The organism is Pseudomonas sp. HP_14 (assembly GCF_055283875.1).
On sequence record NZ_JBTOQI010000001.1, the window covers coordinates 243,146 to 268,548 of the forward strand.

The 25,403-nt window shown below is 55.8% G+C and carries 29 protein-coding genes and 3 tRNA genes; 14 read left to right on the forward strand and 18 right to left on the reverse strand.

Annotated elements, in window-relative coordinates; translation table 11 throughout:
• The first annotated feature begins 117 nt into the window (after window positions 1–117).
• The 4 genes from modA (at window position 118) to ACYASS_RS01035 (ending at window position 3,716) form a co-directional block, all read left to right on the forward strand.
• Window positions 118–822, forward strand: a complete 705-nt coding sequence (gene modA / locus ACYASS_RS01020) for a molybdate ABC transporter substrate-binding protein (protein ID WP_463584889.1) — start codon at window positions 118–120, stop codon at window positions 820–822.
• Window positions 823–1,503, forward strand: coding sequence for a molybdate ABC transporter permease subunit (modB, locus tag ACYASS_RS01025; protein ID WP_243247049.1), 681 nt, complete (start codon window positions 823–825; stop codon window positions 1,501–1,503).
• A gap of 3 nt (window positions 1,504–1,506) precedes the next feature.
• Entirely contained in the window at window positions 1,507–2,595 is a 1,089-nt protein-coding gene (modC, locus tag ACYASS_RS01030) for a molybdenum ABC transporter ATP-binding protein (protein ID WP_463584705.1), read from the forward strand.
• A 68-nt stretch (window positions 2,596–2,663) separates the two neighbouring features.
• Complete coding sequence (locus tag ACYASS_RS01035; RefSeq protein ID WP_463584706.1) at window positions 2,664–3,716, forward strand: DNA topoisomerase IB; 1,053 nt, start codon at window positions 2,664–2,666, stop codon at window positions 3,714–3,716.
• A 56-nt stretch (window positions 3,717–3,772) separates the two neighbouring features.
• Here the strand turns inward: ACYASS_RS01035 and ACYASS_RS01040 are convergent, their stop codons facing one another.
• Window positions 3,773–4,150: a helix-turn-helix domain-containing protein gene (locus ACYASS_RS01040; RefSeq protein WP_463584707.1), complete on the reverse strand. Its 378-nt coding sequence runs from the start codon at window positions 4,148–4,150 to the stop codon at window positions 3,773–3,775.
• A gap of 287 nt (window positions 4,151–4,437) precedes the next feature.
• A complete protein-coding gene (locus tag ACYASS_RS01045) occupies window positions 4,438–4,632 on the reverse strand; it encodes a hypothetical protein (RefSeq protein ID WP_463584708.1) in 195 nt (64 codons plus the stop codon).
• A gap of 111 nt (window positions 4,633–4,743) precedes the next feature.
• Between ACYASS_RS01045 and uvrA the strand changes: the two genes are divergently transcribed.
• The 3 genes from uvrA (at window position 4,744) to ACYASS_RS01060 (ending at window position 8,371) form a co-directional block, all read left to right on the forward strand.
• Window positions 4,744–7,299, forward strand: a complete 2,556-nt coding sequence (gene uvrA / locus ACYASS_RS01050; protein WP_463584709.1) for an excinuclease ABC subunit UvrA — start codon at window positions 4,744–4,746, stop codon at window positions 7,297–7,299.
• Between the two features lie 162 nt (window positions 7,300–7,461).
• Window positions 7,462–7,547: transfer RNA gene (locus ACYASS_RS01055), tRNA-Leu, on the forward strand.
• Between the two features lie 263 nt (window positions 7,548–7,810).
• Window positions 7,811–8,371 (forward strand): hypothetical protein, encoded by a 561-nt coding sequence (locus tag ACYASS_RS01060; RefSeq protein ID WP_463584710.1) that lies wholly within the window; start codon window positions 7,811–7,813, stop codon window positions 8,369–8,371.
• Between the two features lie 1,004 nt (window positions 8,372–9,375).
• On the opposite strand, the gene ACYASS_RS01065 is transcribed toward ACYASS_RS01060, so the two are convergent.
• The 6 genes from ACYASS_RS01065 to ACYASS_RS01090 all read right to left on the reverse strand — a co-directional run bounded on the left by ACYASS_RS01065 (window position 9,376) and on the right by ACYASS_RS01090 (window position 11,956).
• On the reverse strand, window positions 9,376–9,789 hold the full coding sequence (locus ACYASS_RS01065; protein ID WP_463584711.1) for a hypothetical protein: 414 nt from the start codon (window positions 9,787–9,789) through the stop codon (window positions 9,376–9,378).
• Window positions 9,790–9,865: 76 nt separating this feature from the next.
• On the reverse strand, window positions 9,866–10,021 hold the full coding sequence (locus tag ACYASS_RS01070; RefSeq protein WP_463584712.1) for a hypothetical protein: 156 nt from the start codon (window positions 10,019–10,021) through the stop codon (window positions 9,866–9,868).
• A gap of 12 nt (window positions 10,022–10,033) precedes the next feature.
• Window positions 10,034–10,612: a hypothetical protein gene (locus tag ACYASS_RS01075; protein WP_463584713.1), complete on the reverse strand. Its 579-nt coding sequence runs from the start codon at window positions 10,610–10,612 to the stop codon at window positions 10,034–10,036.
• A gap of 47 nt (window positions 10,613–10,659) precedes the next feature.
• Window positions 10,660–11,304: a hypothetical protein gene (locus ACYASS_RS01080; protein ID WP_463584714.1), complete on the reverse strand. Its 645-nt coding sequence runs from the start codon at window positions 11,302–11,304 to the stop codon at window positions 10,660–10,662.
• A gap of 144 nt (window positions 11,305–11,448) precedes the next feature.
• Window positions 11,449–11,631, reverse strand: a complete 183-nt coding sequence (locus tag ACYASS_RS01085; RefSeq protein ID WP_243247039.1) for a hypothetical protein — start codon at window positions 11,629–11,631, stop codon at window positions 11,449–11,451.
• A 148-nt stretch (window positions 11,632–11,779) separates the two neighbouring features.
• Entirely contained in the window at window positions 11,780–11,956 is a 177-nt protein-coding gene (locus ACYASS_RS01090) for a hypothetical protein (protein ID WP_243247038.1), read from the reverse strand.
• Between the two features lie 187 nt (window positions 11,957–12,143).
• Between ACYASS_RS01090 and ACYASS_RS01095 the strand changes: the two genes are divergently transcribed.
• Complete coding sequence (locus ACYASS_RS01095) at window positions 12,144–12,383, forward strand: hypothetical protein (protein WP_463584715.1); 240 nt, start codon at window positions 12,144–12,146, stop codon at window positions 12,381–12,383.
• Between the two features lie 73 nt (window positions 12,384–12,456).
• On the opposite strand, the gene ACYASS_RS01100 is transcribed toward ACYASS_RS01095, so the two are convergent.
• From ACYASS_RS01100 to ACYASS_RS01145, 10 genes are all read right to left on the reverse strand, one after another.
• Window positions 12,457–12,585 (reverse strand): hypothetical protein, encoded by a 129-nt coding sequence (locus tag ACYASS_RS01100; protein ID WP_279291038.1) that lies wholly within the window; start codon window positions 12,583–12,585, stop codon window positions 12,457–12,459.
• 99 nt (window positions 12,586–12,684) lie between these two features.
• On the reverse strand, window positions 12,685–13,398 hold the full coding sequence (locus ACYASS_RS01105; RefSeq protein ID WP_463584716.1) for a hypothetical protein: 714 nt from the start codon (window positions 13,396–13,398) through the stop codon (window positions 12,685–12,687).
• 194 nt (window positions 13,399–13,592) lie between these two features.
• Window positions 13,593–13,814 (reverse strand): hypothetical protein, encoded by a 222-nt coding sequence (locus ACYASS_RS01110; RefSeq protein ID WP_463584717.1) that lies wholly within the window; start codon window positions 13,812–13,814, stop codon window positions 13,593–13,595.
• A 175-nt stretch (window positions 13,815–13,989) separates the two neighbouring features.
• Complete coding sequence (locus ACYASS_RS01115) at window positions 13,990–14,250, reverse strand: DUF6429 family protein (RefSeq protein ID WP_463584718.1); 261 nt, start codon at window positions 14,248–14,250, stop codon at window positions 13,990–13,992.
• Between the two features lie 188 nt (window positions 14,251–14,438).
• Window positions 14,439–14,512, reverse strand: a tRNA-Cys gene (locus tag ACYASS_RS01120).
• Window positions 14,513–14,558: 46 nt separating this feature from the next.
• Window positions 14,559–14,634: transfer RNA gene (locus ACYASS_RS01125), tRNA-Gly, on the reverse strand.
• A 63-nt stretch (window positions 14,635–14,697) separates the two neighbouring features.
• On the reverse strand, window positions 14,698–15,258 hold the full coding sequence (pgsA, locus tag ACYASS_RS01130; RefSeq protein ID WP_027898587.1) for a CDP-diacylglycerol--glycerol-3-phosphate 3-phosphatidyltransferase: 561 nt from the start codon (window positions 15,256–15,258) through the stop codon (window positions 14,698–14,700).
• Window positions 15,259–15,290: 32 nt separating this feature from the next.
• The gene (gene uvrC, locus ACYASS_RS01135; protein WP_463584890.1) at window positions 15,291–17,114 is read right to left on the reverse strand and encodes an excinuclease ABC subunit UvrC; all 1,824 of its coding nucleotides are present in this window, start codon (window positions 17,112–17,114) and stop codon (window positions 15,291–15,293) included.
• Between the two features lies 1 nt (window position 17,115).
• Window positions 17,116–17,760 carry a response regulator transcription factor GacA gene (gene gacA / locus ACYASS_RS01140; protein WP_162873805.1) on the reverse strand — a complete coding sequence of 215 codons (645 nt, stop codon included), beginning with the start codon at window positions 17,758–17,760 and terminating at the stop codon, window positions 17,116–17,118.
• A gap of 183 nt (window positions 17,761–17,943) precedes the next feature.
• On the reverse strand, window positions 17,944–18,312 hold the full coding sequence (locus tag ACYASS_RS01145; RefSeq protein ID WP_243247034.1) for a helix-turn-helix domain-containing protein: 369 nt from the start codon (window positions 18,310–18,312) through the stop codon (window positions 17,944–17,946).
• 82 nt (window positions 18,313–18,394) lie between these two features.
• Here ACYASS_RS01145 and ACYASS_RS01150 point away from each other — a divergent pair, with 82 nt between their 5' ends.
• The 6 genes from ACYASS_RS01150 (at window position 18,395) to ACYASS_RS01175 (ending at window position 25,402) form a co-directional block, all read left to right on the forward strand.
• Window positions 18,395–18,628 carry a DNA-binding protein gene (locus ACYASS_RS01150; protein WP_463584719.1) on the forward strand — a complete coding sequence of 78 codons (234 nt, stop codon included), beginning with the start codon at window positions 18,395–18,397 and terminating at the stop codon, window positions 18,626–18,628.
• An 807-nt stretch (window positions 18,629–19,435) separates the two neighbouring features.
• Window positions 19,436–20,518: a 3-deoxy-7-phosphoheptulonate synthase gene (locus ACYASS_RS01155; RefSeq protein WP_463584720.1), complete on the forward strand. Its 1,083-nt coding sequence runs from the start codon at window positions 19,436–19,438 to the stop codon at window positions 20,516–20,518.
• Window positions 20,519–20,644: 126 nt separating this feature from the next.
• Complete coding sequence (locus tag ACYASS_RS01160) at window positions 20,645–20,926, forward strand: peptidylprolyl isomerase (RefSeq protein WP_122663468.1); 282 nt, start codon at window positions 20,645–20,647, stop codon at window positions 20,924–20,926.
• Between the two features lie 514 nt (window positions 20,927–21,440).
• Window positions 21,441–23,309, forward strand: coding sequence for an extracellular solute-binding protein (locus ACYASS_RS01165; RefSeq protein WP_463584721.1), 1,869 nt, complete (start codon window positions 21,441–21,443; stop codon window positions 23,307–23,309).
• Window positions 23,310–24,380, forward strand: coding sequence for a microcin C ABC transporter permease YejB (locus ACYASS_RS01170; protein WP_243247030.1), 1,071 nt, complete (start codon window positions 23,310–23,312; stop codon window positions 24,378–24,380).
• On the forward strand, window positions 24,380–25,402 hold the full coding sequence (locus ACYASS_RS01175; protein ID WP_463584722.1) for an ABC transporter permease: 1,023 nt from the start codon (window positions 24,380–24,382) through the stop codon (window positions 25,400–25,402). The genes ACYASS_RS01170 and ACYASS_RS01175 overlap by 1 nt, the downstream gene beginning before the upstream one ends.
• Window position 25,403 lies beyond the last annotated feature (1 nt).

Sequence of the window (25,403 nt, forward strand, 5' to 3'; positions counted from 1 at the left end):
CGAATGGCCGGTACTCGGTCGTTTTATGCCCTGCCTTACATATGGAGCCTTTCAATGCACTCTTTTCCCCGTCGTCTCGCCTTCAAATCCCTGGCGGGTGCGATCGCCGCATTGGCGATGAGCTCTGCCTTCGCGGACGAAGTACAGGTCGCCGTTGCCGCCAACTTCACCGCGCCCATTCAGGCCATCGCCAAGGATTTCGAAGCTGACACCGGTCATAAACTGGTCGCGGCATTCGGCTCCACCGGACAGTTCTATACCCAGATCAAAAACGGCGCGCCGTTCGAAGTGTTCCTCGCCGCCGATGACACCACCCCGGCCAAGCTGGAAAGCGAAGGCGACATCGTCAAGGGCTCGCGCTTTACCTACGCCGTCGGAACATTGGCCCTGTGGTCGGCCAAAGAAGGCTATGTCGATGCTAAAGGCGACGTGCTGAAGAAAAATGAATACCAGCACCTGTCCATCGCCAACCCGAAAGCCGCGCCTTACGGTCTGGCCGCTACGCAGGTACTGAGCAAACTCAGCCTGACTGATGCGATCAAAGCCAAAATCGTCGAAGGTCAAAGCATTACCCAGGCGTATCAGTTCGTCTCCACCGGCAACGCTGAGCTGGGTTTTGTCGCCCTGTCGCAGATCTATAAAGACGGGAAAGTGACAGGCGGCTCGGCCTGGATCGTACCGGCCGAGTTGCACGACCCGATCAAACAAGACGCAGTGATCCTCAACAAAGGTAAAGACAACGCAGCAGCCAAAGCGCTGGTTGAATACCTCAAAGGTCCAAAAGCTGCTGCTGTGATCAAGTCCTTCGGATACCAACTGTAAATGCCGCTCGACAGTACCGACTTCGCTGCAATCTGGTTGACCCTGAAACTGGCGTCGCTGACTACCTTGATTCTGTTGGTGATCGGCACGCCTATCGCCTTATGGCTGGCCCATACCCGCTCCTGGCTCAAAGGCCCGATCGGGGCCATTGTTGCCTTGCCTCTGGTGCTACCGCCCACGGTCATCGGGTTTTACCTGCTGTTATTGCTCGGCCCCAACGGTACTGTCGGTCAACTGACTCAAAGCCTGGGTTTGGGAACGCTGACGTTCAGCTTTCCCGGTTTGGTCATTGGTTCGGTGCTGTATTCCATGCCCTTTGTTGTGCAGCCTTTGCAAAACGCCTTCTCTGCCATTGGTACACGTCCGCTGGAAGTGGCGGCGACGTTGCGCGCCAACCCTTGGGACACCTTTTTCAGTGTGGTATTGCCACTTGCCAAGCCTGGCTTCATCACCGGCGCGATTCTGGGTTTCGCGCACACGGTCGGCGAGTTTGGCGTGGTGTTGATGATCGGCGGCAATATCCCGGACAAGACCCGCGTCGTTTCCGTACAGATCTTCGATCATGTGGAATCCATGGAATACCTGCAGGCGCACTGGCTGGCGGGTTCAATGGTGGTGTTCTCTTTCCTGGTTCTTCTGGCGCTTTACTCAAGCGGCAAGACCAAAGCGGCCTGGAGCTGATCCATGAGTTCTGAAATCCAGGTACGGTTGCAGGTTGAATACCCGGCCTTCAGCGTCGATGTAGATCTGCTGTTGCCGGGGCGCGGAGTGACTGCGCTGTATGGCCATTCGGGCTCGGGCAAAACCACTTGCCTGCGCTGCATTGCGGGTCTGGAAAAACCTCGGCAAGGGTTCATTCAAATCAACGATGAGGTCTGGCAAGACACTGCCAAAAGCCTGTTCATGCCCCCGCACAAACGCGCACTCGGTTATGTTTTTCAGGAAGCGAGCCTGTTCCCGCATTTATCGGTGCGGGGCAATCTGGAGTTTGGCCTGCGCCGTATTGCGGCCGATCAGCGCCATGTTGACCTGAACCACGCCGCGCAGTTGCTGGGCATCGAGCATCTGCTGGAGCGACGACCTGACAAGCTCTCCGGTGGAGAACGACAACGGGTGGGTATCGCTAGAGCGCTGCTGACCAGCCCGCGCCTGCTATTGCTCGACGAACCTCTCGCGGCGCTGGACGCGAAACGCAAAAGTGAAATTCTGCCGTATCTGGAGCGTCTGCACGATGAGCTGGAGATCCCCATGCTCTACGTCAGCCACTCCCAGGACGAGGTGGCACGTCTGGCCGATCATCTGGTCCTCATGAGCGACGGCAAAGTCCTGGCCAGCGGTCCCATTGGCGAAACCCTGGCGCGACTGGACTTACCCATGGCCATGGGCGACGACGCTGGCGTGGTGATTGAAGGCTCCGTCGTTGCCTACGACGCCGAGTATCAATTGCTCAGCGTCGCCCTGCCCCACAGCGAGCTGCGAATGCGCCTTGCCCATACGCCACTGCCGTCAGGCAAGGCTTTGCGCTTCAAGGTGCAGGCCCGGGACGTCAGCCTCAACCTGCACCCGGACGACCAGAGCAGCATCCTCAATCGGCTGCCAGTCACTGTGATCAGCGAGATCCCCGCAGACAATACGGCGCATGTGCTGGTCCGGCTGGACGCGGCAGGCACGCCCTTGTTGGCGCGGATCACCCGATACTCGCGTGATCAACTACGGCTCGTGCCGGGACAGCAACTCTGGGCACAGATCAAATCGGTGGCGGTACTGGCCTGATCACAAATACTGGGCACCCCTGAGAACCGCCGCGGTCAATCCACTTAACTGCCTTGTGGATTGCTGCCATGCCTGATTCGACTGTCGTTGACCAACTGCCTCCAGACCTGCATTACGTTGAAGATACGCAAGCCGGCTTCAGCCGAAAGATCCTGCGAGGCAAGTTTGTCTACTTCGACAGAGACGGCCAACGGATTCGTGACGAAGCGGAAATCAAGCGGATCAATGCCCTTGTCATCCCTCCGGCTTACACCGACGTCTGGATTTGCCCTGACCCACGCGGACATTTACAAGCCACCGGCCGCGATGCACGTGGACGCAAGCAATACCGCTATCACCCACGCTGGCGGGAAGTGCGTGATCAGAACAAATACTCACGAATGATCGAATTCGGCCTGGCGCTGCCCAAGGTCCGGAAGAAAATCGAAGCTCAGCTTGCAGAACCCGGCATCGGCCGCGACAAGGTGATGGCTACAGTGGTTTCGCTACTCGATGCGACACTGATCCGCATTGGCAACAGCCAGTACGCCCGGGACAACCGCTCCTACGGATTGACGACCCTGCGCAATAAACACGTTGAAGTGCATGGCAACGATATCGTGTTTGAGTTTCGCGGCAAAAGCGGCGTCGAGCATCAGATCAGTGTGACGGACCGCCGTCTGGCGAAGGTCATCAAACGCTGCATGGAGTTGCCCGGCCAGAACCTGTTCCAGTACCTGGACGACAAAGGCGAACGCCATACCGTGAGCTCTTCGGATATCAACGCGTACCTGCATCAACTCACAGGCGCGGACTTTACGGCCAAAGACTACCGAACCTGGGCTGGCAGCGCGCTGGCACTGGCCACACTGCGCAAGCTGCATTGGGAACCCGAAGCAGACGCCAAAAAACATATCGTTGAAATGGTGAAGGAAGTCGCCCGGCAGTTAGGGAACACCCCGGCGATCTGCCGCAAGTGTTATATCCACCCGGCCGTACTGGAAGGGTTCCTGCTCGGTGAGCTCGCCCTGTTACCGCGAACCCGGCAACGTAAAGGCTTGCGCCTGGAAGAAGTTGCCCTCGCAACTTACCTGCAGAGTCTGGCGGAAAAGGTCGTTGCCGAGTCATCCGGCAAAGCGTAACGCGCAACCGCGCATCAAAGGATACACGTCAGCGACAGATGCCTTTCGCGTTGCTATCAGGGCTTTAGCTTCTCAAACTTGGTGCGCCTGTCCTCAGGTTCGTAGCCGCTGGATAGCTCCTCCAGGGTCGATACGAAGTGCCGGACGGCGTGCTGGACTTCAGCCAATAACAATTGTGGGTTGGCGGTTCCACCGTCAAGTTTGCCTGACGCGCTGTCTATCTGGATTCGTGCAGTTCGGCGATTAGTCAGGACATACAGAACATCAACGCCAGCCCGGGCCAATGCAGCGAGATAATCCGCTCTGGGTGCACGCTCACCGCCTTCATACTTGCCCTGGGCATTGGCGGCAACGCCACCCAGTAAACCAAGATCACGCTGGGACAGCCCTAGCCGCCTGCGCTCCTCTCGGAGCCGTTTACCTATCTCTTTCATGGGTCAGCTTGCTCCACACCAGGTCCATTAATTCTTTAGCAAAAAATGAATTAAACCGCCAACAGCCAACTTCCTACAACAGATCCGAAGATTGTAGGACCAGTCCTACATCAAAAACCAATAGCTCCGACATATCTAACACCTCGCGAAACACCTATGGCACTCCAGACTAAAGCCGGAACACAGCGGATGCGGTGAACCCTCCTGCCTGGCCGACAGTTTGTACTTACGCGTCCAGCAGCCGACGAAAAACACGAGCATGAACGCACACTCATCCGATTGAACGATCAGCAATGTTGCCGGATCGTAACCCTGTCACCTTCGGAGATATGAAAATGGCTCATGACAAACGCGACAATCAAAGCAACAATCTCAACGCCCCAGAGCAAAGCCCGGCTGACATCGCCGACCATGAGCAGCGCACGCAGGAATCCAGAACCGAAGAAAAGCAAACGGGCAATCGGCAAGACGATCAGGGCCACACCCCGAAGGTTCCGACGGCCCCCTCCACCGAAACGGTCAAACCCTGAGCTGTTTCCCTTTGCAACAGGCGCGCGCCCTGCCGTCGCCATTTTGAACGACAAGGCTGGACGATGACCTCACAGCACACGCCCCCTGATGCCAAAACGCTTTTAACCGCTATATCCCCGCAAAACAGTGGCTTTGTGAGGGTCCGCGGCGCACGCGAACACAACTTGAAGAACGTCGACGTCGACGTTCCCCGTGATGCCCTGGTTGTCTTCACGGGAGTATCCGGTTCAGGCAAATCTTCGCTGGCTTTCTCGACGCTCTATGCCGAAGCCCAGCGCCGCTATTTCGAATCCGTCGCACCGTACGCCAGAAGGCTGATTGATCAGGTCGGTGTACCTGACGTCGACTCCATTGAAGGGTTGCCGCCCGCAGTCGCGCTACAACAACAACGCGGCACACCGAGCACACGTTCCTCTGTAGGCAGTGTCACGACACTGTCGAGCCTGATCCGCATGCTCTACTCTCGAGCGGGCAGCTACCCGGCAGGACAGCCCATGTTGTACGCGGAAGACTTTTCGCCCAACACGCCGCAAGGCGCTTGCTCACAATGTCATGGGCTGGGCAGGGTTTATGAAGTCACCGAGCAGTCGATGGTCCCGGATGACTCATTGACCATCCGCCAGCGTGCCATCGCTTCATGGCCAACGGCGTGGCAAGGCCAGAACCTGCGGGACATCCTGGTCACTCTGGGCTATGACGTGGACATTCCGTGGCGAGATCTGCCGAAGAAGCAGCGCGACTGGATCCTGTTCACCGATGAACAACCCACCGCACCGGTGTACGCGGGCCTGACACCTGCGCAAACCCGTAAAGCGCTGAAGCAGAAGCTGGAGCCGAGCTACCAGGGCACCTTCACCGGCGCCCGAAAATACGTGCTCCATACCTTCACCCACTCCCAAAGCGCACTGATGAAAAAGCGCGTCGCACAATTCATGATCGGCAGCCCGTGCTCACTGTGCGACGGCAAGCGCCTCACCCAAGCCGCGCTCTCGGTAAAATTCGCCGGTTTCGATATTGGCGAACTGGCGCAAATGTCCCTGCTGCAGCTCGCAGAGGTGCTGCGCCCGGTTGCCGCGTCAGACGCACCACTCAAAGATGATCTTTCCGTCGAAAAGCGCATAGCAGCGCAGCGTATTGCTCAGGACCTGTTGGCCCGAGTCAGCACACTGACTGATCTGGGCCTCGGCTATCTGGCTCTTGAGCGCAGCACGCCCACCCTTTCGTCCGGCGAATTGCAACGGCTGCGGCTAGCGACCCAGCTCGGCTCCCAGCTGTTTGGCGTCATCTATGTGCTGGACGAACCATCGGCCGGACTGCATCCCGCCGACGGCGAGGCTCTCTTCAACGCACTGCAGCGCCTTAAAGACGCGGGCAACTCGCTGTTCGTCGTAGAGCACGATCTGGAAACCATGCGGCGCGCCGACTGGTTGATCGACGTCGGCCCTGCTGCTGGCGAACACGGCGGGCGCGTTCTGTATAGCGGCCCGCCCGCTGGCCTGGCCGAAGTCGAGGCATCACAAACCCGCCTGCATCTGTTCGCGACCGGCAAAGCCAGCAAACCCAAGCGACGTCAGCCCAAGGACTGGTTAAAACTGGAAGGCGTCACCCGCAATAACCTCAACAATCTGAGCGCAGCATTCCCGCTCGGCTGCTTCACTTCCGTGACCGGCATTTCCGGATCAGGCAAGTCGAGCCTCGTCAGCCACGCCTTGCTGGAGCTGGTAGGCGGCCATCTGGGGCATGCCACTGAAAACAACGACGCAGAAACCCCTAGCCTTGAAGACGATGCGCCACAGTCTGCCAGCGGCAGCGTCGTCGCGGGCCTTGACGCCATTCGCCGGCTGGTCAAGGTTGACCAGAAGCCTATCGGTCGTACGCCCCGTTCGAACCTTGCGACCTACACCGGACTCTTCGATCAGGTTCGCAAGCTTTTCGCAGCGACCCCGCAGTCCCGCAAAGAGGGCTACGACGCAGGACAGTTCTCTTTCAACGTAGCCAAAGGCAGATGCCCGGTGTGCGAAGGCGAGGGTTTCGTCAGCGTTGAGCTACTGTTCATGCCCAGCGTTTATGCCCCCTGCTCCACCTGCCATGGCGCACGCTATAACCCGCAAACCCTGACCGTCAAATGGCAAGGCTTGAACATCGCTGAGGTACTGCGGCTCACCGTAGATGACGCCGTTGAACGGTTCAAAGACCAACCTGCCGTATTGCGGCCGCTGACCGTGCTCCGCGATATCGGCCTGGGCTACCTGCGCCTTGGACAACCGGCGACCGAACTCTCGGGCGGTGAAGCGCAGCGCATCAAACTGGCCACGGAGTTGCAACGCACCCAGCGTGGCGCCACCTTGTACGTGCTGGATGAGCCCACCACCGGCCTGCACCCCACTGACGTCGACCGTCTGCTCAAACAGCTCAATCACCTGGTGGACGCCGGAAACAGTGTCGTAGTGGTCGAGCACGAAATGCGCGTCGTGGCGCAGAGTGACTGGGTCATAGACATCGGCCCCGGCGCGGGTGATCAGGGCGGCCAGATTGTCGCCGCGGGCACGCCTGAACAGATCATCAAGGTTAAGGCGAGCCGCACAGCGCCATTTTTGAAGCAAGTCGTTAACACGTAATTGATCACCGCCACCGCCGCAACTGATGGGCCTCAACCAACCGCAGAAGAGGCCCAACCCTTTTTTTCCAGCCGTAAAAGCAAGATCTTGTCTTATTTCAATATCTTGCGGGCTTGCTTCAAGGGGGTTGGATGTATATATTCCCTGCTCTTCAGCGCTACCGCCCCGATGGCGAAATTGGTAGACGCAAGGGACTTAAAATCCCTCGTCCTTTGGACGTGCCGGTTCGACCCCGGCTCGGGGCACCACATTTAAAACAAGGGCTTACCGCGATTTTATCGGGTAAGCCCTTGTTGTTTAAATTGCCGCAATTCTAGATTTCCACACATGACTTGTTCAGCCTGGCCGAGGACACGCCGCCCCTGTCTGGTGTAGCCGGACGATACCCACATCACCTGGATGTCGGCATCTATCAGATGCGCGTGGTCCTGGTTGTGAATGCTGCTGGTGTCGGCAAGGATCTCAACCTCTATCCCTTCCCACCGCTTCGGGCGAAGGAATGACCTCCGTAATGTTGAGCAACGATGCAGGTGGCTCAGGTCTATTCACTTTTCTTGCCCGCCTTACCTATACATTGCTTTTAGCTTCAGATACGTCAGAAAATGCCCGTTTTCCCAAGGACAACGGTATGGCGCAGCACCCTACAGACACCGACTTCTGGTCGACCATCTCGAAATTGGCTGTGGCAGTACCGATTGCTGCACTTATAGGCGCCGGTCTTTCCGCATTAGTTTTGGGGGGTATCGACTACGGGCAACTCAAAAGCTCTCTGGATACCGAGAAAAGCAGAAGTTCTGAACTTGCTCGGACGAATGATGAAAACCTGAAAGTGAATGAGAAATGGAGAGATGCTTACACAAAACTCAACTCTGAGCTCTCTGCCGCGAATGCAAGGTTGGTCGAGATGCAGAACGACCAATGCGAATCGATCCGGAGCGATATTTCCCGTCTCCAATACAAAATAGAAGACACCTACGGTTATACGGATTCGAGCGAGAAACGTTCGAATATGCAGATCATGATGCGGCAACACCAAGAATCGTTACAGGCTTGCTTCGCATCACGGAGATGACAGATGTGCCAAGCGCAGTAGCGCAAAAGCAGGATTGAACTAGTGGCCGGTTGGCGATATTGGTGAGGGTCACTATTCACTGGCTCGGTTAACTCATGAAACTTGTTGTGACGATCAAACATGGCGCTATAGTAAGCTCTGAATAATCCACCAAAGCAGATTACCAAGAGGATGACGCTGTGGCTAAAAGCGGTCTCGGACATCTTTCTCTAGCCTTAGCGGCTTGCTTCACTGATCTCGCAATCGCGGTGCCAATTGATGTTTCACCGGGTGCCGAGGCGCTATACTTCAAGGCGCTGCCTTACCTGAACGAAATTGATGATCTGAAACGAACTATTCAATCTTCGGCGTCAGCTACCCGATAAAGACAAATTCCCCGAAGAAAAAAGACGCTCTCACAAAAAAATACGCTCACTATTGGCGGAAGCTACCCCCCTACTCAAACGTTCATCTCATGAAGGGAATCCCGCCGCACAATATCGACTTGCCTGGCTTGCAATTGGATTTGAATCCAGAGAGAAAGTTGTGGATCAGGTTTGCTCTTTGCTGAAATCCAGCCTAACAAAAGGATTCGCGCCGGCAGGTCTACAGATGATCAGCCACTGCTTCGACGATGTGAAAACAGTCGAGTTTCGATCGCTGATTGATGCCTCGCCTGAACCTACAAGCCAGTATAGTAAGTACTACCCGCAGCCAGTACTGATGCCGAGATGCGACAGCGCGCTTGTCCGACGGGAAAAATGCAATCGGATCCCTCAATGAAAAAGCGATTCGCGCCGATCTCTACATGAGCCTCTCAACTCAAATGTCGACGCAGAACCTTAGGCACGAACACATTCGATATCTTCAAAAAGCCTGCAGACTACGGATGCACTCGCGCTTTAGAACGGCTGAAGCTAAAAGCAGACATCTAGTCATCCCGAGGTTTCCTAGTTACAGGTAAATCCGAGACACAAAAAAGCCTGGCGATCAGGCCAGATTTATTACAAACAATCGCTAATCTGCTACCTCTGATTCGCGGCAAGTCCACGTGATAGCCAATACAAAACACTTGCCGCTGAAATCAGCGAAAGAACGAGTGCAGCGAAGCCGGCCGAAGAGCTCAGAGCGTATGTTGCACTAACAAAAGCGGTCAGACATGCTGACAGCAACAACGGCGAATAGCACAGCAGCCGCAGCACTATGTTCTTACCGCTACCCAGTGTCGACTGACGCTCCAATAGCTTGCCGAGGCCAGCCAGACAGAGTGAAAAAGTACCCACCGCCATCAGCACTACGAAGTACATGACAACCGGTGGAAGCCCATACGCACCTAAAGCATCCGCAGGATTATCTCGGAATCCTTCAACGGAGTAGCCCAGTGCGGCCAGGGACAAGGGAAATAAGATAAATACGAGGTTTCTAGCTAGCGCTGGCATTCCTGATTCCATGCTTCGTCATTGATCTCAATAAGGTAGCACGCAACGCTGGAGCTCTCCGAACGACGCAGGGTGTTTAGAGCACATAAAGCCCAAAAAATCCGCTCAGATTGCGGGTTTCTTGAAGCAGGTTGCCGCAGGCACGGTCGTTCATGATCGAGTCAATGCCCGGCCCTTGCGCGCCGCAGTCATGGCACCAGAGCAAGTGCGGGGGTAGAGGGTTGTCGAGCATGCAGCTTCACAGTCAGTCAGATATTTTCGATTCGGAAACACTGTTCCAGATAAAGGCTCTACGCACCATCTCTCTGGCATTGGGGAGATCTATCGAATAGCTCGACGGACTTGTGAATGAAAGCGAGTTTTTCTTGAAAATCAGTAGAGGTTCACCTGTGCCGTTTTCAGCCACAACTTGCGCGTTAATGGCGGTGAACTCATCCCTCGCATTTAGTTTTTTAGCGCTCGCCGTCCGCTGCGTCGCTGATAGATCAGCCCAGGCAATAAATTCTGCGATGGGTTCTAAACCCGTCGGAAATGTCTTTCGCTGTAAACGGTTGCCAAAAATAATGTAGCCGCCACGCTTTTCAGCGGTGAAGTCCATCCATTCATCATTGTCAGCAATCCTTAACGGCAGCATCGCTGGCTGAAAATTCCCAGCCAGGCGGACGCCAGTTTTTTCGTCAAAATATCCGTACTTAATGTCTGTGCGGTAAAACTCCCAAGCACGGAAGGTGGCAAATTTATCAATTTTTTGGGCAGTAGAAGCGCTGCACCCCACCAACACTATAAAAGCTGCCGTTACCAAGGTTCCTGCCCAAAAACGCATTGTGATCTCTCTCCGAAAAGCCCGAGGATAGCATCGGGCTGTGCAAGTTAGTTTTTGCAGACCGCCTTCGGCGGCTCGGCAGGCGTCAGCCTTTTGGGGATGACAATTGAAGTGCCGGGCAAAGGCAAAAGTTCGATAACCCCAAGCATGCAAACAAGCGCTTGTCCGCCATCTTTGTTGGGTCTTGTACCCACCCCGACCAACGCTTCGTAGTCTTTACCAGGCTCCAGTTTGTAAACGAGCGCCTGGCCACCGCAGGACGAGTAAGTACTGCCATAGCTGCCAATGGTTGCGCCCAGCGTTGCGATCTGGAAAGGCTGGTCAGCCCTGACGCGGTACTCGGTGACTACCTCTTTGTACACGCCCTCGCCCATCCGGATTGCCGGGATGTATTCGGCAAGAGTGGGCGCAACTCTATTGGGCATGCCAATGTTCGCCGACTTGAGGGGGAACTGCGGATAGTTGATGTTCGCGGTCCCATCACGCCCAAAACGTCCGGCGTCAGCCATCATATGGCGGGTAGCCGGGGCGCAACTGCCAGTGATGCTGTCTCCATACACACTGGAGTTCGTGATGACACGAATACGCGCCACGCCCTCTGATTGCGTAGGCTCTTCGTATGGAACGGAAGGAATTCCAGAGCAACCAGCAAGTGCCATAGCAAAAAAAGTTACGAAGGAGACAACCCGCATGACCATGTCCTTATGTACTAGACAACTAAAGCCCGACGCTACGGCCGGGCTTTTTTCTTTCTCTCCGACCACGCAGGCGCGACATGATGGCGCGATATTGCTAATTGGTCTACCGCACTAAAGCAGCCAGTACGCCATGCCTGTTCAGCCGCCCTCCTCTTGATCTTCCTTATGAAGATCAACCACAAGATTCGCCGCTTCTTCGTCGGACTCCAGATAATGAAGCGAACCGTCATGACTTTGCACAACGATCAGAGCTTCAAGGTCTGGACGGCGATGTTCTGTGGGGATTTCCTCACCCGTGAGCGTTTTCAGTGTGACTGCCATAAGCTTTCCTCCCTAAAAGAAAGCTGACAGGGAGAGCTGCCGACAATTCAAACTGACCGGTCAAATCCTCATAATCAGAACGATGCCGGCCGATCTATAGAGATAATGGCTCGGACCAGAGCCCCCCTTTCCTGACTCGATTGGCTAATCACTTATTGCGCTGCTTCCACCCGACGAGCATGAAAACCAGCCCAGGTATCAACAAGCCTGGCGCCATGTATGCAAACGTGCGGTCTGCGAGCAATCCATTCAGCCCAAATACAAACCCGCAGATTGTCAGCGGTATTCCAACGATGAACATCGGTTGGCGAAAAGCTTTATCCATGATCACTTTCTCCTTCTCTAAAACGCAGCCATTAAATCACAATGCGCCGACGCGCTTCTGACAGGCCCTTGTTGATTTTCGCTCTGTAACTATTCTCACTGCTTGTTATCCGAATCACGCAGAGACTGTTTTCGCCAAGCCTCTCGGCTTGTGGAGTGCAGCGTCAGCCATCTCACAGGGAAGCAATATGAACACCGGCAAGAACAATCAGGAGCTTCGCGAGGCGCTGATTTCAGCGGCGTTTTTGCTCAAATGGTCGGCTGCCGATCTGCTCGGGAAGGCCAACGCCCTGGCGGATGCGGGTAATCAGGCAGAGGCTGATGCAATGCAGGAGGTCGTTAATAACTATCAGACCTCGGAAGCCCGTCTGCTGGGTTTTGCAGATGAAGTGAAGGCCGGGAGAATTGTGCGGGGACGTGCTGAGTAGCGCTCGCGGTGCACCGGCTGATCGCTATTTGCACCTTGAAGCGAGGCACAAATAGCGACGAATAGCGGATCAATCAGCAAGCGCCAGGCGGAATCCCACCCTTATTGAAGTCCTTCAGGCGCTCCCGCTCTTCCTTGGTGGAGTGAGCCGGTGTGTCGTCTTTCCTGGTTTCTTTCCCGGTTTCTTTCTTTTCTTCAGTCATCACGCTGTCCTCATGGTTGTTTCAGTTTCGGCACCCTGAGGTTGCAGCAGTTCAAATCATCTGCTGATCATCCAGACACGATAAGGACACATCAAATCACTACTGCACCGGCAGGAAGTTCATCAGCAACAAGCTTTGAGCGTAATTGAGGCCAATACGCCGATAACGCTCATCGAGAATCTGCGCAAGCAAATCAAGACGCGCGACGATCTTGCCAAACTCGACGGCAAAACTGAGGTTGCTGGATTGGTCGGATATCTCATTGGAAAACAGCAATAACACGCCATTGGCATCCTGGCGCTGACTGAGTAACCATGTGGCTTTCTCGATATTACGAGCGGCGTTGCTGACGAATTGTGGATTGATTGAGTCAGTCACGTAGAACTCGGTGCGTCCGCCGTGCGCAGTGATAAGCATGCTGCCAATCGCGTAGATGAAAGCGCCCACACGGTCGCCACGAAACTCTGGACTGAGGGAATAGCTCAGCGCCGCCAGATCACGGCGATCCCCAAGCGCGGGGAGCGGCTGACGCTGCTCGATGGCCTGACGGATCGCCCGCGCAGCACTGATGGCATCCGTATAACCCGACTGACGCCACTGGCTGGGGTTGCGCAGGTAGAGCTTGTTCATCAGCAGATACAGGCTTTGCAGGTTATCGTGCATGCCTAGTGTTGCCATGCGATCAACACTGGTCTGGAAAATTTCGTCAGGCTTGCCTTTGCTGAACTGATTGGCAATATCGCGGCTCTGTTGCTGACTGCAACCGCCGATACTCAGTAAAAAAATCGTAGCCAACCACAGCGGTCGGCGCATACATCGAACGAGAAATACAGGTAACGGGCGATCCATCGGCACCATGTCTTGCAGTTGTCCGCGCAGGAAATCAGCACGGCCGGGACAGACATAGATCGGGAAAACGGGAAAAAGTGCGATAAAGGCCGCCAGATTATTGCGTCATCCGCAGACTGCTCACGCCAACTGCGATGAAGTGAGCGCAATAACAGCTTTCAACCTGGGGCAAACAGCGACCTGATCATATGCAGCTCGGCCGCATGCGTCATCGCTTCAAGATCTTCAAGGCTCATGGCGTGGCCACACCCTGCGCACGGCTCACCCACCAGATCTTCAATACTGTAAAGGCCGCTGAGGGTTCCCTCACCCGGATCAAAAGGCCGACAATCACACACAACGCAGCGGAAGTCCTCGAAATACTGCTCATCCATTCTCATTGTCTGACAATCCTGAAAATTCGACGGCATAAAACACTATATACCCCATCTTTTCCAGACCGTCCCGACGGCAGACATGCCGCCCGGCCCTTTCCTGCCTGATCAAAGCGTTGACGTAGTCTGGTAACTTTAGGCGCTGGGTTCGCTGCGCCCGATGTGCAGTCGTAGCTGTAAGTCAGCTCTCAGTACTGGATGCGTCCCCCGCTTGAGCGCCCATACCAAATAGCCGGTCGGCTATCTCTCTGCCCCGCTCGCGGCCTTCGGCCGTTAACCAGACCGACTTCTTTTTACCGACAGGATCATCGATGAAACCGTGCTTGTGCAGCCGGTTCATGATCTCGAAGTCGAACCCTTTCCATGCATTGCCGTTGTTGAAACTGAAGGTTGCCAGCAGGGCGAGCACAGCCTCTTCGATTAATTTTTCGTCGTACTTCATCCTCATTTCTCCTCTGATTTTCACCAAGATAAATCGCTGCCTCGTCCAGCCCGCTAGCCGTGAGCCAGAGGGCACGCGGCTGCAAGACTCATGAACGAGCCACCTCAAAGGTCTAAAAACATTAAGGGAATGGTTTTATCGGAGACAATAAAAAACCCGAAGACGTTAATCTTCGGGTTCTTTAATAGTGGAGGCCGAGGTCGGAATCGAACCGGCGTAAGCGGATTTGCAATCCGCGGCATAACCATTTTGCTACTCGGCCTCAAACATTCAGTGCTTAAACCGCAAACACTCAACGCGTACAAACTTGGAGCGGGAAACGAGACTCGAACTCGCGACCCCGACCTTGGCAAGGTCGTGCTCTACCAACTGAGCTATTCCCGCGTCTTGGTGACGGGCGCTATTCTATAGATTCAAACCGCGCCGTCAACCCTTTGTTTTAAAAACTTATTTTTTATCCGCCGTGGTTTTCAAGTGCGGCCATGCGGCCCTCAGGTATTGCAGCATCGACCATAAAGTCAGGCCCGCAGCGAGAATCAACAGAACGTAACCCAGCACCACCCAGAACGTGAACGCGGGCGGATTGGCCAGCAAGATGACCAGTGCCAGCATTTGCGCAGCAGTCTTCCATTTGCCAAGGTTTGACACCGCTACCTGCGCCCTGGCGCCGAGTTCGGCCATCCATTCGCGCAAAGCGGAAATAACGATCTCACGGCCGATAATCACGGCAGCGGGCAATGTCAGCCAGAGATTGGCGTGGGCCTGAACCAGCAAAACCAGTGCAACTGCAACCATCAGCTTGTCCGCTACCGGATCGAGAAACGCGCCAAACGGCGTGCTCTGCTCCAGACGACGGGCCAGATAACCATCGAGCCAGTCAGTCGCCGCTGCAAAAGCGAAGACGCTACTGGCCGCCATGTAGCTCCAATGGTAAGGCAAGTAAAACAGCAGAATGAAGATCGGAATCAGGAGGACACGTAGAACGGTGATCAGATTAGGGATATTCATCGGCACAACTTGCTACGAGGTGAGCGGGCATTCTACTCGCTGTGCAGGTTTGCATAAATCGACTCTGCAAGCTTTTTACTGATTCCGGGTGCTTTTGCTATTTCTTCGATGCTCGCACGGGACAATTCCTGCAAGCCGCCGAAGTGTTTGAGCAGGTCGCGACGCCTTGTAGGCCCTACTCCGGCGACACCTTCGAGGCTGGACGTGCGCCGCGTCTTGCCGCGTCGCGCCCGATGCCCGGTAATCGCAAAACGGTGAGCTTCGTCACGTATCTGCTGAATGAGGTGCAGCGCCGGAGAATCTCCCGGCAAGGTGAACTCATGGGCGGAGTCATTCAGATAGAGGGTTTCGAACCCGGCCTTACGCGTCGTGCCCTTGGCAACGCCCAACAGAATCAGGTCAGGAACCGCCAGCTCGTTCAAGACATCGCGGGCCATCGACATCTGCCCTTTACCGCCGTCGACCAGCAGAATATCCGGCAGCTTGCCCTCGCCGTCCTTGAGCTTGCTGAAGCGACGGGTGAGCGCCTGATGCATGGCGGCATAGTCATCGCCAGCAGTCACACCTTCAATGTTGTAGCGGCGGTAATCAGACTTGATGGGGCCTTCAGGGCCGAATACAACGCAGGAGGCTACGGTGGCTTCACCGCTGGAATGGCTGATGTCATAGCATTCAAGGCGCAGCGGCGGCTCATCGAGGTTGAGGACTTTTTGCAGTGCATCGAAGCGAGCCGCCACATGCTGACGATTGGCGAGCCGCGCCGACAGCGCCTGCTCCGCGTTAGTCACCGCCATCTGCTGCCAGCGAGCACGGGTGCCGCGCACCCGGTGGCTGATCACCAGCTCGCGACCACGAGACTCTTCGATGGCATCAATCAACGTCGGGAAATCGTCATGCAGCACGTTGACGATGACTTCCGAAGGCAGCTCACGGTCGACACCTCCCAGGAAATACTGCGACAGGAAGGCCGACATGACTTCGCCCACCTCCTCCTCGATCCCGACCTGAGGGAAGAAATTCTTGCTGCCCAGCACCCTGCCACCACGGACGCTGATCAAGTGCACACAAGCGCCGCCTGGATTGACGAACGCCGCCACCACATCAACGTCACCTGTGCCACCCTCCATGCTCTGCTGATCCTGAACGCGGCGCAGCAATGCAATCTGGTCCCGCAACTCCGCAGCCTGTTCGAAATCCAGACTCATGGCGGCTTTTTCCATTAATGCGTTCAACTCGTCGGTCAGGGTGTTGCTTCGACCCTCCAGGAACATCACCGAGTGGCGCACGTCTTCCGCATAAACCTCTGGTTCGACGAGGCCCACACAAGGACCTTTGCAGCGTTTGATCTGATATTGCAGGCACGGTCGGGTGCGGTTCTTGTAGAAGCTGTCTTCGCACTGCCGAACCAGGAAGGTTTTCTGCATCAGACTCAGACTTTCCCGCACCGCCCCTGCGCTGGGATAAGGCCCGAAGTAACGGCCTTTGGCTTTCTTGGCGCCACGGTGAATGCTCAGGCGGGGAAAATTGCCGTCCGACAGGTAGACATAAGGGTAGGACTTATCGTCTCGCAGCAGAATATTGTAAGGCGGACGCCATTCTTTGATCAGCGTTTGCTCAAGCAGCAGCGCTTCAGTTTCGTTGGCGGTGATCGTGGTTTCGATCTGGGCAATCCGCGAAACCAGCGCACTGGTCTTCGGCGCGTGGCCGGTCTTGCGGAAGTAACTCGCCAGACGGTTTTTCAGGTTCTTGGCTTTACCCACGTACAGCAGACGCGCCTCGGCGTCGAACATGCGATACACGCCAGGGCGGCCACTACAGGTTGCAAGAAAGGCACTCGGGTCAAACGGTGGGTTCATTTCAGGCGCTGGCATCGACCATGCCGTGACGTACCGCCAGCAAAGCCAGCTCGACATCGCTGCCAATCGACAGCTTCTCAAAGATACGGTAACGGTAGGTATTTACGGTTTTAGGGGACAAGCACAGTTTGTCAGAGATGGTCTGGACTTTCTGGCAACCGACGATCATCAATGCAATCTGTATCTCACGTTCCGACAGTAGATCGAACGGCGAGTTGTTGACTTGAGGCTGGAACGACTTGAGGGCCAACTGCTGGGCAATCTGCGGGCTGATGTAGCGTTGCCCGGCAAATACCAGACGAATGGCCTGCACCATTTCCGCCAGACCCGCGCCCTTGGTCATGTAGCCAGCAGCACCGGCCTGCAGCAAACGCGTTGGAAAAGGATCTTCCTCGCACACCGTAACGGCCACTACCTTGATCTCGGGATGACTACGCAACAGCTTGCGCGTGGCTTCAAGACCACCAATGCCCGGCATCTTGACGTCCATCAGAACGACGTCCGGTTTCAGTTCCCGCGCCTTCTTCAGCGACTCCTCGCCGGAGTCGGCCTGGCCGACCACCTGAAGCCCATCGATGTCAGCCAACATGCGCGTAATGCCTGTCCGGACAAGATCATGGTCATCAACAACTAGCACCTTAATCAAGCAGACACCTCGCAGAACGGTCATAACGAATACGGGTCACCATAGCAAAAACAAAAGGCCAGACCCAGCTTTACGCAAGGCCTGGCCTACATTGATTCTGCGATAGCACTAAGGACACGCTATCACTGATGCCCATGAATCATGAAATTTTTTAAGAGGCGATTCCTTTCCCTCAATGGGCCATCAATCTTCCTTGCGGTTAGCGGTCTTGCTCTGGATCGCATATGAAGCAGATAGCTCAGCCATGGTGACAGTCAATCGCTTGATAGCGTCTTGATCTTCCTTGCTCAGGGTGCGGTAGCTACCCAATACTTTCTCCTCGGCATTACTCAGATTATCGACAAGGAGCGGCGTAGGGATAGCAGTCAGCACAAACAGGACATCCACGCCTTTAGCGGCGACGGCTGCCAGATAATCGGCCTTGGGAGCCCGGTCACCACTTTCATATTTGCCCTGAGCGTTAGCTTCCACTCCACCGATCTCTCCAAAAGCACGTTGAGACAAGCCCAACCGCTCTCTTTCCTTTCTTAATCGGGAACCTATTCCACTCATTTGAATGCTTAATCCTGTTGACCCCACCCTTACGAATGGTAGAATCTAGATAAATTTAAACTGATTTGAACGGTTTTGAACTATGCCCGGAATACGCACCGCTGCACAAGCCAAGGCATGGCTTGAACATCAAGGGAAATCTGTTCAAGAGTTTGCCCGAGAGAATTCCATTGATCCGGCCACCACCTATCAAGTGCTGGCCGGGCGCAAAAAGGGCCGACGCGGAGAAGCGCATAAAGTGGCGGTTTTGCTGGGCATGAAGGACGGCATCATTCCGTCCGCCCCTTCGACTCAAGTCGGGACGACGTCTGAGTGATCCCATTCAGCGTCAGCAAAGACGCTATTGCTTGTAGGATTCACGCACCTTAATAAGCAGGATGGTGCGCGAATCAGTTTGTAGTTTTAAACATCTGGTTGCGAATTTTCGAATGGAAATGCTCGCCTATAAACAGCTCTCAACGATCCCGACCTCATAAATATCCCTGGCTCGATTAACGGCCAAGCGCAGCACAAGAAAATGCCGCTTGCGCTTCGCCACCAGAAGGCGCACCCACTCAAGAGTTATGCGGGGCAATAGCAGCCTATGGCCTTGATTGAGATTTATGATTGAATTCGTCCGCGAGCCTGAAGTAAGCTCGTGTCACTTAACGGAGACGTATCATGTTGCCATCCACTTCGCAGCTACTGTTGCAAACCGGCGTTAGTCGCCTGGTTTCGCGTACGGCCGTGCGTGGTGAATCCGCAAGCGTTGCACCGCAAAACACTTCTTATTATGGGTATTGGTTTAGCCACTGGCGCGCCTGATACCCATCCGGCGCCCACTTCAAGGGGACGCCAACCAGAGAATTCTCTACCCCCGGTCGGCTACCCGACCGGGGGTTTTGTTTTTTAGCGCCCCTGAAATTTTGAATTCAATCGAGGAACAGAACATGAACTACAGCACCTATTACCGCACCGACATTTGCACTGCCTGGCGATTTAGCAGCCTCCGTACGGGACAGCCAGCCGCCTCCGTTCGGTCACTGACAGGTGGCAAGTCACTACAGAACGCCAATCCGGCAAATTGTCGAACACCCCAGTAGGGCTTGAGCGGGCCGGACCCGCCAGCCCAGGAAGCAGAATCATGAACTCGTCCATCGCAATGAAACCGTCTGACCTGTCGACCCGCAACCTGACCGTGCTCGACAGCATTCCCGCCCCGCAGCGCCTGCCAGGTAGCTTGCAACTGAAAGCCCAGTTGCCACTGGACCTGACACTCAGCGAACAGGTTGCAGCCCATCGCCGCGCCGTTCGCGCCATTCTCAACGGTGAAGACTCGCGCCTGCTGGTCGTCGTCGGCCCCTGCTCTCTTCACGACCCACAATCAGCGCTTGAATACGCCGAACGTCTCGCGGCGCTCGCCGGTGAGGTCAGTGATCAGATGCTGCTGGTGATGCGCGCCTATGTAGAAAAGCCCCGCACCACAGTCGGCTGGAAGGGCCTGGCTTACGATCCCCAGCTTGATGGCAGCGACGACATGGCCGCAGGCCTGACGCTGTCGCGGCATCTGATGCGCGAAATGCTGCGCCTGGGCCTGCCCGTTGCGACGGAAATTCTGCAACCCATGGCAGCAGGCTACTTCGACGACCTGCTCAGTTGGGTCGCCATTGGCGCGCGCACGACTGAATCACAAATTCACCGGGAAATGGCCAGCGGATTGCCAATCCCCGTCGGCTTCAAGAACGGCACCGACGGGGGCATTACGGTCGCCAGTGACGCCATGCGGTCAGCCGCTCACGGCCATCGTCATTTTGGACTGGATCGTCAGGGACATCCGGCAATCATCGAAACCGCAGGCAATCCCGACACGCATATCGTGCTGCGCGGTGGTCACAAAGGCCCCAACTACGACCGTCAACATGTTGCGCAAGTGCGCGAGAGCCTGGCGAAACAACGGATAGCCGAGCGCATCATGGTCGATTGCAGTCACGCCAACAGCGGTAAGGACCCTTTGCGCCAGCCCGAGGTGTTCAATGACGTACTTGCTCAGCGCTTGCAAGGCGACTCATCGCTGGTGGGCCTGATGATCGAGAGCCATCTGTTCGAAGGCTGCCAGCCGATCAGCGGATCCATGCGTTACGGAGTGTCGGTGACTGATGGTTGCCTGGGCTGGGATGCGACCGAGCAGTTGCTGCGCGACGCTGTGAGCAGGCTGCGATACAGGTAATAAACGCAAAAGAGCGGCAAATAAACGCCGCTCGCCCCGTCCCTGGGTTATCAGCCTGAACTTTATCGGGAAATGCGTTCCTTAATCCGGTAGGCTCTTTCTTTTTTTTCACAGGAGTAACTCCCAATGGCTAAAGCCACTGCCCGCCACATCCTTGTATCCAGCGAAGAGAAATGCAACGAACTCAAAGCTCAGATCGAAGGCGGTGCTGATTTCGCGGAAGTCGCCAAATCCAACTCCAGCTGCCCATCCAGCCGCCAAGGCGGCGATCTGGGTTCGTTCGGCCCAGGCCAAATGGTCAAGGAATTCGACACAGTCGTATTCAGTGCTCCAATCAATGTCGTGCAAGGCCCGGTAAAAACCCAGTTTGGTTACCACCTGCTGGAAGTGACCAGCCGCCAGGATTGATTCCTCGCTGCTGACGTTCAAAACGGCTCGCCTCAGGCGGGCCGTTTTTGTTTGTGGCGGATCTTCACGCCAAACCTCAGGACCGGCTTTAGCCGGGAACGCGGTATTACTGACTGTAAAGGTATGTCGCCCCTACTGACCTCCTCCCGAATGAATTCGGTCCTACCAGGTCCGGCGTATGTCGCGCAGCAGACAGAAAACTTGTAGGAGCTGCGGAGGCGGGAGATCAAGGTGTGTCTGCGCAATAAAGACGGTCCCGCCTGTATCTGTTTGCCTGGCGAAGGCGTTAATCGCAACACAACACTCCCCCGGCAAGCAAATTGCTGTCTTTTGGCACATCACCCGTTTGTGCGCTGCGCATCATCCGGTTACAAACGTGACCGGGTTCCGGTACCTTGTTGAAGCCTGTATTTACCAGTCAAGAACATTGCCTGGCCGTGCCTGTCGTATGACTTTATTCATCGCCACTCTCAACCCTGATGCCCACCCGCAAGCATCAGTCAGGATTCCAGTAATGCGTTTTGTTTCTTCATCGCTGATCGTGGCAACGCTGGTCCTGTTTTCCGGCCCTCAACTACTGTGCGCTGCACCGCAACACGCACTGACGGTGTATGGCGAAGCCCCACGGTATCCGGCCGACTTCAAACATTTCGATTACGTGAACCCGGATGCGCCAAAAGGGGGCAGCATGCGCCGCTCCGCGCAGGAAATCGGTCAGTTCGATCACCTGATGCCGTATCTGGACAAAGGCACCGGCGTTTCCCAACTCAACGGCATGGTCTATTCACCGTTAGCGGTACGCTCGCTGGACGAGCCCTACACCGTTTACGGTCTGGTAGCCGAACGCATCGAGCGCGGTGAAGACGGCCTGTCCCTTCGATTCTTCATTAATCCCAAGGCCCGCTTTGCCGATGGCGTGCCTATTACCGCTGAAGACGTGCGCTACACCTACGACTTGCTGATGACCCAGGGCAGCCTCTCCTACCGGACCCAGTTTCAGGACATCAAAGGTGTCGAGGTCGAATCACCGACGCAGATCCGTTTTGACTTCAAGACTAACGAAAGCCGGACGCTGCCACTCGACCTCGCTTCGCTGCCGGTTTTTCCCGAGCACTGGTGGAAAAGTCGTGATTTCGCCGGTGGTGGCGGTTTTGAAATACCGGTGGGCAGCGGCCCCTACAAGGTCGCCAAGGTTGACCCGGGACGCAGCATTACGTTCGCTCGTGATCCGCAATGGTGGGCCAGGGATTTGCCGGTCAATCGTGGCTTCTACAACTTCGATACGTTCAGCGTCGAGTACTTCGGCGATACCGATGTAGCACGCCAGGTCCTCAAGGGCGGCGCTTACGATTACAACCGCGAATATTCGGCAACCGCTTACTCGATTCTGTATGACGGCCCAGCGCTGAGCGAAGGCCGCTTGCAAAAAGCCCACCTGGCCAAGGGTGCGGTGCAAAGTTCTCAAGGCTTTGTGTTCAACCTGGACCGGCCGATGTTTCAGGATCGTCGGGTACGCCAGGCGCTGTCGATGCTTTGGGATTTCGAATGGACCAACCGGCAGATGATGCGCAACATGTACATCCGCCAGAACAGCTACTTCTCTAACTCCTCTTTGGCAGCGACCGAACTGCCGACCCCGGCCGAGCTGAAAATCCTCGAACCACTGCGCGAGTCAGTGCCACCGGAGGTCTTTAATCAAGTATTCCACACCCCCAAAACCGACGGCACAGGTTATATCCGTGACAAGCAGCTTGAGGCATTGAAGCTGCTCGAAGCAGCAGGATGGACGCCTAAAGGCGACCATCTGGTCAACGCCCAAGGCGAGCCGTTCACCTTCACGTTCCTGAATGGCCAGGCCGGATTTGAAAAAATACTGCTGCCTTACAAGCGCAATCTTGCGCAAATCGGCATCGACTTCGAAATCCGCCGGATCGATGCGGCGCAGTTCCTGAACCGGGTCATGGCCAGGGATTACGACATGATCGTCACCGGCTACACAGTCTCTACCTCGCCGGGCATGGAGCTGTACAACAACTTCGGTTCCAGAGGTGCACGGGACCCGGGTTCCAACAACTATATGGTGCTGCAGAACCCTGCGGTCGACAGCCTGATTGCCGGGCTGGTCAGTGCCGACAAGAAGTCCACCATGGTGGACTATGCCCGCTGCCTCGATCGGGTACTGCAATGGGGCTATTACTGGATTCCCAACTATTACCCGCCCGGCGCCTCGACGCTGTGGTGGAACCGTTTTGGGATTCCGAAAATCCAGGCCAGCAACGCCGAGGCTATTGATACCTGGTGGGAAGTCAGTCCAACCCCGCTGACCAACGAGCAATTCGCAGAAAAACGCGGCGCGTCTGCCATCGCCTCGGAGATGAAGTGAATGCTCGGCTACTTATTACGGCGCCTGTTACTGATCATCCCGACCCTGCTGTGCATTCTGCTGGTCAACTTTTTCATCGTACAGGCAGCACCCGGCGGTCCGGTGGAACAGGCAATTGCTCGCCTGCAAGGCATCGGCGGCGCAAGCGCCAGTACGGGCAGCGCGGCGGCCGAATCCGTCAATACCAACCCATCACGCGCTTCTCGGGGTCTTGACCCCAAGTTGATCAAGGAAATCGAGCACCAGTACGGCTTTGACAAACCTCTGCATGAACGACTGTGGCTAATGCTGAAAAGCTATGCGCAGCTGGATTTTGGTAAAAGCTTCTTCCGGGGCGCGACGGTCACCGATCTGATTCTGCAGAAAATGCCGGTGTCCATTTCGTTGGGGCTTTGGGCAACGCTGATCACCTATCTGGTCTCGATCCCGCTAGGGATTCGCAAGGCGGTCAAACACGGCAGTCATTTCGACATCTGGAGCAGCACTGCAATCATTATTGGCTATGCGATGCCTGCTTTTCTGTTCGCGATGCTGCTGGTGGTGCTTTTCGCCGGGGGCACGTCACTCAACTGGTTCCCGGTACGCGGCCTGGTTTCAGAAGACTTCGAGCAAATGACAACGGTAGGCAAAATCGCCGACTACTTCTGGCATCTGGTGCTGCCGGTGTCGTCACTGGTCATCGGCGGTTTCGCCACCCTGACCATTCTGACCAAGAACTCCTTCCTCAATGAAATCACTCGCCAGTATGTAGTCACCGCCCGGGCCAAAGGCTTGAGCGAGCGTCGCGTGCTGTACGGCCATGTATTCCGCAACGCAATGCTGCTAGTGGTAGCGGGTATCCCTCAGGCATTCATCAGCGTGTTTTTTGCAGGCTCGCTGCTCATCGAGGTGATTTTCTCTCTGGATGGCCTCGGGCGCATGAGCTACGAAGCCGCCGTTTCGCGTGACTACCCTGTAGTGTTCGGCTCGCTGTTCATCTTCACCCTGTTTGGCTTGCTGATAAAACTGGTGGGAGACATCTGCTACACCCTGGTCGATCCACGAATCGACTTCAGTGCGAGGAACGCCTGATGAGCAGACTTTCTCCGCTGGCCCAGCGACGCCTGGACCGCTTTCGTAATAACCGCCGCGGCTGGTGGTCGTTGTGGTTGTTCTGCGGTTTGTTCTTGCTGACACTGGGTGGCGAGCTGATCGCCAATGACAAACCATTGGTGCTCAGTTACCAGCATTCACTGTATTTCCCGGCGCTCAAACGCTACACCGAGCAGGAGTTTGGTGGCCAACTCCCCTTCCAGCCGGACTACCGCAGTGATTACGTTCGGGACCTGATCGACAAGGGCGACGGCTGGATGCTGTTTCCGCCCATTCCGTTCAGTGACAACACCCCTAATTACGACCTTAATCGCCCTGCCCCCAGCCCGCCGACCACGCAAAACTGGTTAGGCACCGATGATCAGGCCCGTGACGTGCTCGCCCGGGTGATCTTCGGCGCCAGGGTATCCATCCTGTTTGCCTTGGCGCTGACCGCAATCAGCGCCCTGATTGGTATCGCCGCGGGCGCGCTACAAGGCTACTACGGGGGTTGGGTCGACTTGATTGGTCAGCGCCTGCTGGAAGTCTGGTCAGGTTTGCCGGTGCTTTATTTGCTGATCATCCTGTCCGGCTTCGTTGAACCCAATTTCTGGTGGCTGCTGGGCATCATGGCACTGTTCTCCTGGCTGGCCCTGGTGGATGTGGTGCGTGCGGAGTTCCTTCGCGGGCGTAACCTGGAGTACGTCAAAGCCGCTCGCGCGCTGGGCATGAGTGATCGCAAGGTCATCACCCGGCACATCCTGCCTAACGCGATGAACGCAACCCTGAGTTACCTGCCATTTATCCTAACGGGCGCCATTTCGACGCTTACGGCGCTGGATTTCCTTGGTTTTGGTATGCCTGCTGGCAGCGCGTCACTGGGGGAACTGATTGCCCAGGGCAAACAGAACCTGCAAGCCCCCTGGCTGGGCCTGACAGCCTTCTTCACCCTGGCGCTGATCCTGTCACTGCTGGTGTTTATTGGTGAGGCGTTGCGTGATGCCTTCGACCCGAGGTCTTGAT

Coding starts and splice junctions, on each gene's coding strand:
- ACYASS_RS01160 (WP_122663468.1), top strand. CDS start 20,645: ATGGCTAAAGCCACTGCCCGCCACATCCTTGTATCCAGCGAAGAGAAA.
- pgsA (WP_027898587.1), bottom strand. CDS start 15,258: ATGAATATCCCTAATCTGATCACCGTTCTACGTGTCCTCCTGATTCCG.
- ACYASS_RS01060 (WP_463584710.1), top strand. CDS start 7,811: ATGTTGAGCAACGATGCAGGTGGCTCAGGTCTATTCACTTTTCTTGCC.
- uvrC (WP_463584890.1), bottom strand. CDS start 17,114: ATGAACCCACCGTTTGACCCGAGTGCCTTTCTTGCAACCTGTAGTGGC.
- ACYASS_RS01145 (WP_243247034.1), bottom strand. CDS start 18,312: ATGAGTGGAATAGGTTCCCGATTAAGAAAGGAAAGAGAGCGGTTGGGC.
- uvrA (WP_463584709.1), top strand. CDS start 4,744: ATGACCTCACAGCACACGCCCCCTGATGCCAAAACGCTTTTAACCGCT.
- ACYASS_RS01070 (WP_463584712.1), bottom strand. CDS start 10,021: ATGCTCGACAACCCTCTACCCCCGCACTTGCTCTGGTGCCATGACTGC.
- ACYASS_RS01075 (WP_463584713.1), bottom strand. CDS start 10,612: ATGCGTTTTTGGGCAGGAACCTTGGTAACGGCAGCTTTTATAGTGTTG.
- ACYASS_RS01155 (WP_463584720.1), top strand. CDS start 19,436: ATGAACTCGTCCATCGCAATGAAACCGTCTGACCTGTCGACCCGCAAC.
- ACYASS_RS01085 (WP_243247039.1), bottom strand. CDS start 11,631: ATGGCAGTCACACTGAAAACGCTCACGGGTGAGGAAATCCCCACAGAA.
- modB (WP_243247049.1), top strand. CDS start 823: ATGCCGCTCGACAGTACCGACTTCGCTGCAATCTGGTTGACCCTGAAA.
- ACYASS_RS01115 (WP_463584718.1), bottom strand. CDS start 14,250: ATGAAGTACGACGAAAAATTAATCGAAGAGGCTGTGCTCGCCCTGCTG.
- ACYASS_RS01150 (WP_463584719.1), top strand. CDS start 18,395: ATGCCCGGAATACGCACCGCTGCACAAGCCAAGGCATGGCTTGAACAT.
- ACYASS_RS01170 (WP_243247030.1), top strand. CDS start 23,310: ATGCTCGGCTACTTATTACGGCGCCTGTTACTGATCATCCCGACCCTG.
- modA (WP_463584889.1), top strand. CDS start 118: ATGAGCTCTGCCTTCGCGGACGAAGTACAGGTCGCCGTTGCCGCCAAC.
- ACYASS_RS01100 (WP_279291038.1), bottom strand. CDS start 12,585: ATGACTGAAGAAAAGAAAGAAACCGGGAAAGAAACCAGGAAAGACGAC.
- ACYASS_RS01095 (WP_463584715.1), top strand. CDS start 12,144: ATGAACACCGGCAAGAACAATCAGGAGCTTCGCGAGGCGCTGATTTCA.
- ACYASS_RS01080 (WP_463584714.1), bottom strand. CDS start 11,304: ATGCGGGTTGTCTCCTTCGTAACTTTTTTTGCTATGGCACTTGCTGGT.
- ACYASS_RS01165 (WP_463584721.1), top strand. CDS start 21,441: ATGCGTTTTGTTTCTTCATCGCTGATCGTGGCAACGCTGGTCCTGTTT.
- ACYASS_RS01065 (WP_463584711.1), bottom strand. CDS start 9,789: ATGCCAGCGCTAGCTAGAAACCTCGTATTTATCTTATTTCCCTTGTCC.
- ACYASS_RS01105 (WP_463584716.1), bottom strand. CDS start 13,398: ATGCGCCGACCGCTGTGGTTGGCTACGATTTTTTTACTGAGTATCGGC.
- ACYASS_RS01090 (WP_243247038.1), bottom strand. CDS start 11,956: ATGGATAAAGCTTTTCGCCAACCGATGTTCATCGTTGGAATACCGCTG.
- ACYASS_RS01040 (WP_463584707.1), bottom strand. CDS start 4,150: ATGAAAGAGATAGGTAAACGGCTCCGAGAGGAGCGCAGGCGGCTAGGG.
- ACYASS_RS01175 (WP_463584722.1), top strand. CDS start 24,380: ATGAGCAGACTTTCTCCGCTGGCCCAGCGACGCCTGGACCGCTTTCGT.
- modC (WP_463584705.1), top strand. CDS start 1,507: ATGAGTTCTGAAATCCAGGTACGGTTGCAGGTTGAATACCCGGCCTTC.
- ACYASS_RS01110 (WP_463584717.1), bottom strand. CDS start 13,814: ATGAGAATGGATGAGCAGTATTTCGAGGACTTCCGCTGCGTTGTGTGT.
- ACYASS_RS01035 (WP_463584706.1), top strand. CDS start 2,664: ATGCCTGATTCGACTGTCGTTGACCAACTGCCTCCAGACCTGCATTAC.